This is a genomic window from Halopseudomonas formosensis, assembly GCF_900115905.1.
In the GTDB taxonomy this organism is placed as follows: domain Bacteria; phylum Pseudomonadota; class Gammaproteobacteria; order Pseudomonadales; family Pseudomonadaceae; genus Halopseudomonas; species Halopseudomonas formosensis.
This window is the reverse complement of the sequence record NZ_FOYD01000012.1, coordinates 47956-59039: the sequence shown is the minus strand read 5'-3', so window position 1 is coordinate 59039 and position 11084 is coordinate 47956. Positions and strand designations below refer to the sequence as shown.

Sequence of the window (11084 nt, the reverse complement as noted above, 5' to 3'; positions counted from 1 at the left end):
GAACCCAAGGTGTCGCTGATTTCCACGGACAAGCAACGGATCATAGTCGGACTGGGGGTTACCGGTTTATCGGTCGCCCGGTATCTGGCCGGCCGTGATCTGCCGTTCGCGGTCTGCGACACCCGCACCAATCCGCCCGGCCTGGACAAGCTCAAGCGCTTTGCGCCCATGGCAGACCTCTACCTCGGCGAGCTGGATGCGCAGCTGCTGAGTTCGGCTGACGAGCTCATCGTGAATCCGGGCATTCCCCTGTCCACACCTGCCATCCAGACGGCCATTCAGGCCGGGGTGAAGGTAGTGGGTGATATCGAACTCTTCGCCCGTGCCGCGGAGGCGCCCATAGTCGCCATCACAGGTTCCAACGCCAAGAGCACTGTGACCACCCTGGTCGGGCTGATGGCCGAGAAGGCCGGCCGGCGGGTGGCGGTCGGTGGCAACATCGGCACTCCGGCACTGGATCTGCTGGACAGCAAGGCGGATCTCTATGTGCTGGAGCTGTCCAGCTTCCAGCTGGAGACCACCGAGGCGCTGAATGCCGAGGTCGCCACCGTACTCAACATCAGCGAAGACCACATGGATCGCTACGCCGATCTGGGCGCCTATCACCTGGCCAAGCACCGCATCTTCCGTGGTGCCCGGCAGGTTGTAGTCAATCGCGATGATGCCCTGACCCGGCCGCTGGTTGCCGATCGTCTGCCGTGCTGGAGCTTCGGTCTGGGCAAGCCCGACCTCAGGGGCTTCGGGCTGATCGAGCAGGACGGGCAGAAACATCTGGCCTTCGAATTCAAGGCGCTGATGCCGGTCAGCGAGCTGAAGATCCGCGGCGCCCACAATCAGGCCAATGCCCTGGCGGCGCTGGCGCTGGGTCACGCTGTCGGGTTGCCGATGACGGCCATGCTCGAGGCCCTGCGCGACTTCCCCGGTCTGCCCCACCGTTGCCAGTGGGTCGGGCAGCACGCCGGCGTGGACTACTACGACGATTCCAAGGCCACCAACGTCGGTGCGGCGCTGGCGGCCATTGAAGGTTTCGGCGATACCCTGCAGGGCAGGCAGGTGCTGATTGCCGGCGGCGATGGCAAGGGTGCCGACTTTTCGCCGCTGTGCGAGCCGATCAGTCGCTATTGCCGTGCCGTGGTGCTGCTCGGTCGCGACGCCGACAAGCTGGAACAGGTGCTCAAGAGCCATGTGCCGCTGCAGCGGGTCAGCAGTCTGGATGAGGCGGTCAACGCCGCTGCCAGCCTGGCGCAGCCTGGTGACGCGGTGCTGCTGTCGCCGGCCTGCGCCAGCCTGGACATGTTTGCCAACTTCGAGGAGCGTGGTCGGCTGTTCGCCGCTGCGGTCGGGAGGTTGGCGCCATGATGGTCACCCAGATGCTGCACAGATCCCTGGCCCCCCTGACCGGGGAGCGCCGCTTCGACATGGACATGCCGCTGCTCTTGGGTGGTATCGCGCTGCTGTCGCTGGGGCTGGTGATGGTCAGTTCCGCCTCCATGGAAGTGGCAGCCGGCCAGCTCGGCAGTCCGCTGTATTACATGAAGCGTCAGCTGGTGTACATGTTCATCGGCGTGCTGGCACTGCTCGGCACCCTGGCCGTGCCGCTGCGATTCTGGGAGCAGTCGCGCTTCCTGCTGCTGGTGCTGGCCTTCGTGCTGCTGATTGCGGTGCTGATCCCCGGTATCGGCCGCGAGGTCAACGGCAGCTGGCGCTGGATCGCCGTCGGGCCGATCAACGTGCAGCCCTCGGAACTGGCCAAGCTGTTCGCTGTGGTATTCCTGGCCGGTTACCTGGTGCATCGTCAGGACGAGGTCAAGGAAGGCTGGCTGGGCTTCATCAAACCATTCCTGGTGCTGGGCCCCATGGCCTTCCTGCTGATCATGGAACCGGATTTCGGCGCCACCGTGGTGCTGATGGGTGCGGCAGTGGGCATGATGTTCCTCGGAGGGGTGGGGCTGTTGCGCTTCACCCTGCTGTTCGGCTCGCTGGCCGGCATGGCGGCGCTGCTGGTGTGGTCCGAACCCTACCGACTGCAGCGCCTGACCGGCTTCCTCAATCCGTGGAACGACCCCTACGGCACCGGCTACCAGCTGACCCAGGCACTGATCGCCTTCGGCCGTGGCGAGTGGCTCGGCGTCGGGCTGGGCAACAGCATCCAGAAGCAGTTCTACCTGCCGGAAGCCCATACCGACTTCGTGTTTTCCGTACTGGCCGAGGAGCTGGGCATGGTAGGCGCCCTGGCGGCCTTCGCCCTGCTGGTGTTTATCGCTGGCCGGGCGCTCTACATCGGACTCTGGGCCGAGCGCGCCGGTCGCCTGTTCTCGGCCTATCTGGCCTATGGCCTGGCGATCATGTGGTGCGGGCAGGTGCTGATCAACGTCGGCGTGAATATCGGCCTGCTGCCGACCAAGGGGCTGACCCTGCCATTCCTCAGCTATGGCGGCAGTTCGCTGGTGGTGTGCTGCATCAGCCTGGGCATCCTGCTGCGGATCGACTGGGAGCGCCGTCAGGCGCTGCGGGAGGCTGCCGATGGCCAGTAAGGTGCTGATCATGGCCGGTGGTACCGGCGGGCACGTGTTCCCGGCGCTGGCCTGTGCCCGTCTGCTGCAGGAACAGGGCTATGAGGTGCACTGGCTGGGTACCCGCCGGGGCATCGAGGCCGAGCTGATCCCGCAGGCCGGCATCCCCTTGCATTTCATCGATATCCAAGGACTGCGCGGCAAGGGCAAGCTGGGGCTGCTGCTGGCACCGGTACGTCTGGTCCGCGCCCTGTGGCAGTCCCTGCAGGTATTGCGCGAGCTGCAGCCGGCGGTGGTACTGGGCGCCGGCGGCTACGTCACCGGACCCGGTGGCGTAGCGGCCTGGCTGCGCCGTATCCCGCTGGTGATTCATGAACAGAACGCGGTGGTCGGCACCACCAACCGGCTGCTGGCGCACATTGCCACCCGCCGCTGCGAAGGCTTCGACAACAGCTTTGCCCCCGGCAGTGCCCGGCGCACCACCGGCAACCCGGTACGTGAGCACATTTTTGAGGTACCGCCCCTGATCTGGGACGGGCTGCGTCAGCCGCGTCTGCTGGTGCTGGGCGGGAGCCTGGGTGCACTGCCGCTGAACAAACTGCTGCCGCTGGCCCTGGCCCTGTTACCCGCCGGCCAGCGCCCGCAGATCCGCCACCAGTGCGGTCGCCAGCATGTGGACGATACCCGCCAGGCCTACGCGGCAGTGGGTGTGAAGGCCGAGGTGCAGCCCTTCATCGAAGACATGGCCGAGGCCTATGCCTGGGCCGATCTGGTGGTATGCCGGGCCGGGGCACTGACCGTGGCCGAGCTGGCCGCAGCCGGCCGTCCGGCGCTGCTGATCCCGCTGCCCCATGCCATTGATGATCACCAGACAGCCAATGCGCGCTACCTGGCCGATCGCGGCGCAGCCGAGCTGCTGCCGCAGAAAACCCTTACCGCCGAGCTGCTGGCCCAGCGCCTCGGCACCCTGCTTGGCAAACCGGAGACAGTACGACTGATGGCAGAACAAGCCCGCAAACAGGCCCGACCCAATGCAACAGCAGACGTGGTCCGCGCCTGCCTGGAGGTTGCCCGTGAGCACTGACAAGCGCCCCGAGGCCACCTTCAGTCTGCCGGCCATGCGCCGCATTCGTCGCATCCACTTCGTCGGTATCGGCGGGGTGGGCATGTGCGGCATTGCCGAAGTGCTGCTCAACCTCGGATACCGAGTGTCCGGATCCGACCTGAAGCGTTCGGCAGTCACTGCCAGGCTGGAAAGCTTCGGCGCCCGGGTGGATATCGGCCATCGCGCAGAGAACGTGCAGAACGCCGATGTGCTGGTGGTTTCCAGCGCCATCAACAAGAGCAACCCCGAGGTCGCCGCGGCCCTGGAAAAACGCATTCCCGTGGTGCCCCGGGCGCAGATGCTGGCCGAACTGATGCGCTACCGCCATGGCATTGCGGTGGCCGGTACCCACGGCAAGACCACGACCACCAGCCTGATTGCTTCGGTACTGGCCGCGGCAGATCTGAGCCCGACCTTCGTCATCGGCGGCAAACTCACCGCCGCCGGCACCAATGCCCAGCTGGGCGAGGGGCGCTACCTGGTGGCCGAGGCGGACGAGAGCGATGCCTCCTTCCTGCACCTGCAGCCGATGGCCGCCATCGTCACCAATATCGATTTCGATCACATGGCCACCTACGAAGGCGACTTCAACCGCCTGAAGCGCACCTTCGTCGACTTCCTGCACAACCTGCCGTTCTACGGTCTGGCGGTGCTCTGCATCGATGATCCTGTGGTGCGGGATATCCTGCCGCAGATCAACCGTCAGGTGATCACCTACGGCCAGTCCGAGGACGCCGACATCCGCGCCGTGGATATCGAGCAAAAGGGCATGCAGACCCACTTCACCGTACTGCGCGAAGGCCGCGAGCCGCTGCGGGTATTCGTCAACATGCCCGGCGTGCACAACGTGCTCAATGCTCTGGCGACCATTGCCGTGACCGCGGACGAGGGCGTCAGCGACGAGGCCATCGTTCAGGGGCTGACCAGCTTCCAGGGCGTGGGCCGCCGGTTCCAGGTGCATGGCGAGTTCCCGCTCGGTGACGAGGGCAGCGTGATGCTGGTCGACGACTACGGCCACCATCCGCGGGAAGTGGATGCCGTGATCAAGGCCGTGCGTGGCGGCTGGCCGGAGCGACGGCTGGTCATGGTCTACCAGCCGCACCGTTACACCCGTACCCGGGACCTGTACGAGGACTTTGTTCAGGTGCTGGGCGAAACCAACGTGCTGTTGCTGATGGAAGTCTACCCCGCCGGGGAAGAGCCGGTGCCGGGAGCGGACAGCAAGCATCTTTGCCGCAGCATCCGCCTGCGTGGCCAGATCGACCCGCTGTATGTGGCGCGGGACGCGGATCTGATGCCGCTGCTGCGCGCGGTACTGCAGCCGGGCGATATCCTGCTGACCCAGGGCGCTGGCGATATCGGCGGGCTCGCCCCGCAACTGGCCGAGGCGTTGACGCGGCTGGGTAACGAACTCAAGGGAGGTCAGGCCTGATGGTCGACGTTAATGACTTTGGGCGTGTCGCGGTACTCTACGGCGGCACCTCAGCCGAGCGTGAAGTTTCGCTCAAATCCGGCGCAGCGGTGCTGGCTGCCCTGCAGGGCGCCGGTGTGGATGCGTTCGGTATTGATGCGGGGGCCGATCTGGCCGAACGCCTGATCGCCGAGCGCCCCGACCGGGTATTCATCGCCCTGCACGGGCGTGGAGGTGAGGATGGCAGCCTGCAGGGCATGCTCGAATGCCTGCAGATCCCCTATACCGGCAGCGGAGTCATGGCCTCGGCGCTGGGCATGGACAAGCTGCGTACCAAGCAGGTCTGGCAGAGCATTGGCCTGCCGACGCCGGCCTATGCGGTTCTGCGCGACGCGGCCGAATGCGCCGGTGTGGTCGAGCAGCTGGGTACGCCGCTGATCATCAAGCCGATCCACGAAGGCTCCAGCATCGGCATGGCCAAGGTGCATTCGCTGGAAGAGCTGCAGGCGGCCTGGGAGCAGGCGCGCAAGTACGACGATGTGGCGCTGGTCGAGCAGTGGGTCACCGGGGCCGAGTTCACCGTCGGCATTCTTGATCGTCAGGTGCTGCCGGCGATCCGGCTGAGCACGCCCAACACCTTCTATGACTACCAGGCCAAGTACCTGGCTTCCGACACCCAGTACCAGTGCCCCTGCGGCCTGAGCGAGGAGCGCGAAGCAGAGCTGGCCGACCTGTGTCTGCGTGCCTTCGACGCCGTGGGCTGCCGCGGCTGGGGCCGGGTCGATGTGATGCAGGACACCGATGGCAGTTTCTACCTGCTGGAGGTCAACACCGCGCCCGGAATGACCGACCACAGCCTGGTGCCCATGGCCGCTGCGGCGGCGGGGCTGAATTTCACCGATCTGGTGCTGGCGATTCTCGCCAGTGCCCGCTACTGAGGCAGGGAATCGACATGGGGCTGATGATCAGGGATCAGCGCAGCGGCAGAAACCCGGGCCGGCGTGGTGCGCCGACCCGTGGCGCCGTGCGCGTGACCCCGCCGGCCCCGCGCAGCTGGCCGCGGCTCGGCATGCCCTCGCTGCAGGGCCTGCGCGGCAGCGGTCGGCGTCTTCAGCAACTGCTCTGGCCGCTGTTGCTGGTGGTGCTGGGCATGGGGCTGTACGAGCTGGTCGACCGTCTGCAGCCGCTGGCCCAGCGTCCGATCAGCGTGATCAATGTGGAAGGGGATCTGCAGTACATAGATCGCGCCTCGGTCCAGGCGGCGCTGGCGCCTTATCAGCAGAAGAGCCTGGTCACCATAGATCTGGATGCCCTGCGTGCGGATCTGCTGGCCATGCCCTGGGTGTCCGGGGCCAGTGTACGCCGGGTCTGGCCGGATCAGCTGGTGATCAATCTCGACGAGCACCTGCCGGTGGCGCGCTGGGGTGATGACGCGCTGCTGAACAACAACGGCCGTGCCTTCACCCCGGAGCAGATCGACAGCTTCCAGGGCCTGCCACTGCTGAACGGCCCGGAGCGGGCGAAAAAGCGGGTGATGCAGAACTATCAGCAGTTCAATCGCCTGCTGCGGCCCCATGGACACGAGGTGGCGCGGCTGGAAATGCGCGACCGCGGCAGCTGGTTCCTGACAACCCGCGGCGGCATCGAGATGCTGCTGGGGCGTGATGATGTACTGGACAAGATGCAACGGTTTCTGACCATCGACCGGCTGATGCTGGCCGAGCGTCGGGAGCTCATAGCACGGGTGGACCTGCGCTACAGCAATGGAATGGCAGTGGCGTGGCGCGAGCCCGTAACGGTTAACGGGGAGTAACGAGCAATCATGGCAAGCAAGCAGGGTAGCAGGATGATCGTCGGACTGGATATCGGCACCTCCAAGGTGGTGGCGCTGGTCGGCGAAATCGGCACGGACGGCGAGCTGGAAATCGTCGGTATCGGCTCGCATCCGTCCCGCGGCATGAAGAAGGGCGTGGTGGTGAATATCGAGTCCACCGTGCAGTCGATCCAGCGAGCCATTGAAGAAGCCGAGCTGATGGCAGGCTGCCAGATTCATTCCGTATATGCGGGGATTGCCGGCAACCACATCCGCAGCATGAACTCCCACGGCATAGTCGCGATCCGCGAAGGTGAAGTGGTGCAGGCGGATATCGACCGGGTACTGGATGCGGCCCAGGCCGTGGCCATTCCGGCGGACCAGAAGGTGCTGCACATCCTGCCTCAGGAATACGTGATCGATAACCAGGAGGGTGTGCGCGAGCCCCGCGGCATGTCCGGCGTGCGTCTGGAAGCCAAGGTGCATCTGGTGACCTGCGCCATGAACGCGGTGCAGAACATCGAGAAGTGCATCCGCCGCTGCGGCCTGGAAGTGGAGGACGTGATCCTCGAGCAGCTGGCCTCCAGCTACTCGGTGCTGACCGAGGACGAGAAGGAACTGGGCGTGTGCATGGTGGATATCGGTGGTGGCACTACCGATATCGCCATCTTTACCGAGGGTGCCATCCGGCATACCGCAGTGATTCCGATTGCCGGCGACCAGGTCACCAACGATATCGCCATGGCCCTGCGTACCCCGACCCAGCACGCCGAAGAGATCAAGATCCGCTACGCCTGCGCCCTGGCCAAGCTGGCCGGGCCGGAGGAAACCATCAAGGTGCCCAGCGTCGGCGAGCGCCCGCCGCGGGATCTGTCCCGCCAGGCCCTGGCCGAGGTGGTGGAGCCGCGCTATGACGAGCTGTTCACCCTCATCCAGGCTGAACTGCGCCGCTCCGGTTTCGAGGACATGATCCCCGCCGGCATAGTGCTGACCGGCGGCACCGCAAAGATGGAAGGGGCGGTCGAGCTGGCCGAGGAAATCTTCCACATGCCGGTGCGCCTGGGCGTGCCGCAGGAGATCAAGGGGCTGAGCGACGTGGTGCGCAATCCCATCTACGCCACCGGCGTGGGACTGTTGCATTACGGCATGAAACACCACGGTGACCCCCAGCACGGGGGGCCGGAACAGAGCAGGGAATCACCGCTGATCAAGGTCAAGCGGTGGTTCAAAGGGAATTTTTAACAGACCCGCAGGGAAACCAAGCGGGCACCCGGGAAACCGGACAGCAGTACCAGACGAAGCGACTTACAACGAAACAAGACGAGTATCAACTCGAGGAGATGGGACCATGTTTGAACTGATCGATAACCTCCCGCAAAACGCGGTCATCAAAGTCATCGGCGTTGGCGGCGGCGGCGGTAACGCCCTGCAGCATATGGTGATCAACAACGTCGAAGGCGTGGACTTCATCTGCGCCAACACCGACGCCCAGGCGCTCAAAAACATGACCGCCCGTACCGTACTGCAACTGGGTACCGCCGTGACCAAGGGTCTGGGTGCTGGCGCCAACCCGCTGATCGGCCGTGAAGCCGCCCTGGAAGATCGCGAGCGCATCGCCGAGGTGCTGCAGGGGTCGGACATGGTGTTCATCACCGCCGGCATGGGTGGCGGTACCGGTACCGGTGCTGCACCCATCGTTGCCGAAGTTGCCCGTGAAATGGGCATCCTCACCGTTGCCGTGGTAACCAAGCCGTTCCCCTTCGAAGGCCGCAAGCGCATGCAGATCGCCGAGGAAGGTATCCGCGAGCTGAGCCAGCACGTCGACTCCCTGATCACCATCCCCAACGAGAAGCTGCTGACCGTTCTGGGCAAGGACGCCAGCCTGCTGTCCGCCTTCAGCAAGGCCAACGACGTACTGCTTGGCGCCGTCCAGGGCATTGCCGACCTGATCATCCGTCCCGGCATGATCAACGTCGACTTCGCCGACGTGAAGACCGTGATGAGCGAAATGGGCATGGCCATGATGGGTACCGGCCACGCCAGCGGCCCGAACCGCGCCCGTGAAGCCGCCGAAGCCGCCATCCGCAGCCCGCTGCTGGAAGACGTCAACCTGATGGGTGCCCGCGGCATCCTGGTCAACATCACCGCCGGTCCTGACCTGTCGCTGGGCGAGTTCTCCGAAGTGGGTAACACCGTCGAGGAGTTTGCTTCCGAGAGCGCCACCGTGGTGGTGGGTACCGTGATCGATCCGGAACTGCGTGAGGAGCTGCGGGTAACTGTGGTTGCCACCGGTCTGGGCGCACGCATGGACAAGCCGGTCAAGGTTGTGGACAACACGGCTGCCCCGGTGCAGGCCAGCCGTCCGGCCGAGAGCATGGCTACCAACTACCGCGACCTGGATCGTCCGACCGTGATGCGCAATTCCGGTGGCGCCCAGACAGCGGCAACAGCCCTTGCACGTCCCAACGAAGACCTGGATTATCTGGATATTCCGGCCTTCCTGCGGCGTCAGGCTGATTGAGTGGGTCAATCGGTTGAATAGGGCTGATTAGTGTTCAACAGGGGCGAATTTTGCTATGCTACGCGCCATCTAGTTGAAAATTATTCGCAATTACAGCGGAAGCCAGTTCAAGCATGATCAGACAACGCACACTGAAGAACACCATCCGGGCCACCGGTGTTGGCCTGCACTCGGGTGAGAAGGTCTACCTCACTCTGAAACCGGCGCCGGTGGACAGCGGCATCGTGTTCCGTCGCACTGATCTCGACCCCGTGGCCGAGGTTCCGGCGCGGGCCGAGTACGTCGGCGAGACCACCATGTCTACCACGCTGATCAAGGATGGAGTCAAGGTGGATACCGTCGAGCACCTGCTGTCGGCCATGGCCGGCCTGGGTATCGACAACGCCGTGGTGGAGCTCAGTGCGCCGGAAGTACCGATCATGGACGGCAGCGCCGGTCCGTTCGTGTTCCTGATCCAGTCAGCGGGGATCGAGGAACAGGACGCGCCCAAGCAGTTCATTCGCATCAAGCGTGAAGTGACCGTGGAAGAGGACGGCAAGACGGCAACCTTCGTGCCCTTCGAGGGCTTCAAGGTGACCTTCGGCATCGACTTCGACCATCCGGTATTCCGCGGCAGAAGCCAGACCGCCAGTGTCGACTTCTCGAGTACTTCCTTCGTCAAGGAAGTCAGCCGTGCGCGTACCTTCGGCTTCATGCGGGATATCGAATACCTGCGCTCGCAGAACCTGGCTCTGGGTGGCAGTGTGGACAATGCCATTGTGGTGGACGAGTATCGCGTACTGAACGAAGACGGCCTGCGTTACGAGGACGAATTCGTCAAGCACAAGATCCTCGATGCCATCGGTGACCTCTACCTGCTGGGCAAGAGCCTGGTAGGCGAGTTCCGCGGCTTCAAGTCCGGTCATGCCCTCAACAACAAGCTGTTGCGTGCCCTGTTGGCCAAGCCCGATGCCTATGAAATCGTAACCTTCGAAGACGCCGGGACCGCACCCATCTCCTTCATGCGTCCCGCCGCTGCAGTCTGATTTTTACTCGTTTCGTTTGACGGCCACTTCGGTGGCCGTTTTTTTTGCTTATTTGTTTATCTGGAAGCCTGTCTGGAAGTTATTCGGAAAGTCAGCTTGGGAGATCGGGCAGGCCTCGCAACGGAAGCTTCCTGGCTGCTGCCGGAAAAGCCATCGCCGGCTCGGAGTGTGCAGGCGGTCTGGGATGCAGGGTTATGTTCTTGCCAATGACGGAGGTTCAGGACTCGCCACTATGATGACGCGCCAGGCGTTCCAGGGCCGCCCGCAGATTGGGGTCGCTGATCTCCCTGGAGGTTTCGAACAGGGTCTCAGCTGCGACAATTGACCGCCTCATTTTGCGAACTGGTGGCGTTTTTTTGACCAGTGGCGGTTGTACCCTACAGTGGATTTTCGTTAAGGTGGCGAACTCCGCGTAGGCCTGTAACTGACGGATGAGGCGTTTCTGCTGGTAGCGGACCCGGGTAGCCCACTGGCTATCGGTCACCAGCACCCTCAGAACACCGTCGCGGTAAGAGGCTGCGCGACAGTGCTCGCGAGCTGCCGGCTCCAATACCGAGTCGAGCAGAACCTGCATGCGTTCTATGGCCCGAGCCTGGCGAAACAGACCCTTCAGGGCGGAGTGGGTTTTCAGCAGGTCACCCGGGCGACGTGCGTCCATGGGATAGAAAGACATTGCTATCTCGGCGTGACTGAAAC

General features: G+C 64.1%; 10 protein-coding genes. 9 read left to right on the top strand and 1 reads right to left on the bottom strand.

Annotated features, from left to right (window positions below; all coding sequences use genetic code 11):
- The first annotated feature begins 9 nt into the window (after nt 1-9).
- The 9 genes from murD to lpxC all read left to right on the top strand — a co-directional run bounded on the left by murD (nt 10) and on the right by lpxC (nt 10388).
- On the top strand, nt 10-1359 hold the full coding sequence (murD, locus tag BM046_RS13975) for a UDP-N-acetylmuramoyl-L-alanine--D-glutamate ligase (protein WP_090540534.1): 1350 nt from the start codon (nt 10-12) through the stop codon (nt 1357-1359).
- Nucleotides 1359-2534: a putative lipid II flippase FtsW gene (ftsW, locus tag BM046_RS13970; RefSeq protein ID WP_177197880.1), complete on the top strand. Its 1176-nt coding sequence runs from the start codon at nt 1359-1361 to the stop codon at nt 2532-2534. The genes murD and ftsW overlap by 1 nt, the downstream gene beginning before the upstream one ends.
- Nucleotides 2524-3597 carry an undecaprenyldiphospho-muramoylpentapeptide beta-N-acetylglucosaminyltransferase gene (murG, locus tag BM046_RS13965; protein ID WP_090540532.1) on the top strand — a complete coding sequence of 358 codons (1074 nt, stop codon included), beginning with the start codon at nt 2524-2526 and terminating at the stop codon, nt 3595-3597. Before ftsW ends, murG begins: the two co-directional genes overlap by 11 nt.
- A 34-nt stretch (nt 3598-3631) precedes the next feature.
- Nucleotides 3632-5050: a UDP-N-acetylmuramate--L-alanine ligase gene (murC, locus tag BM046_RS13960; protein ID WP_218150046.1), complete on the top strand. Its 1419-nt coding sequence runs from the start codon at nt 3632-3634 to the stop codon at nt 5048-5050.
- Nucleotides 5050-5967, top strand: a complete 918-nt coding sequence (locus tag BM046_RS13955; RefSeq protein WP_090540527.1) for a D-alanine--D-alanine ligase — start codon at nt 5050-5052, stop codon at nt 5965-5967. Before murC ends, BM046_RS13955 begins: the two co-directional genes overlap by 1 nt.
- Nucleotides 5968-5981: 14 nt before the next feature.
- On the top strand, nt 5982-6842 hold the full coding sequence (locus BM046_RS13950) for a cell division protein FtsQ/DivIB (protein ID WP_235818654.1): 861 nt from the start codon (nt 5982-5984) through the stop codon (nt 6840-6842).
- 9 nt (nt 6843-6851) lie between these two features.
- The gene (ftsA, locus tag BM046_RS13945; RefSeq protein ID WP_090540525.1) at nt 6852-8084 is read left to right on the top strand and encodes a cell division protein FtsA; all 1233 of its coding nucleotides are present in this window, start codon (nt 6852-6854) and stop codon (nt 8082-8084) included.
- 106 nt (nt 8085-8190) lie between these two features.
- A complete protein-coding gene (gene ftsZ, locus BM046_RS13940) occupies nt 8191-9363 on the top strand; it encodes a cell division protein FtsZ (RefSeq protein WP_090540523.1) in 1173 nt (390 codons plus the stop codon).
- 113 nt (nt 9364-9476) lie between these two features.
- Nucleotides 9477-10388, top strand: a complete 912-nt coding sequence (lpxC, locus tag BM046_RS13935) for a UDP-3-O-acyl-N-acetylglucosamine deacetylase (protein ID WP_090540521.1) — start codon at nt 9477-9479, stop codon at nt 10386-10388.
- A 217-nt stretch (nt 10389-10605) separates the two neighbouring features.
- Here lpxC and BM046_RS13930 read toward each other — a convergent pair whose 3' ends face one another.
- Complete coding sequence (locus BM046_RS13930) at nt 10606-11061, bottom strand: DUF721 domain-containing protein (RefSeq protein ID WP_090540518.1); 456 nt, start codon at nt 11059-11061, stop codon at nt 10606-10608.
- Nucleotides 11062-11084: the final 23 nt, after the last annotated feature.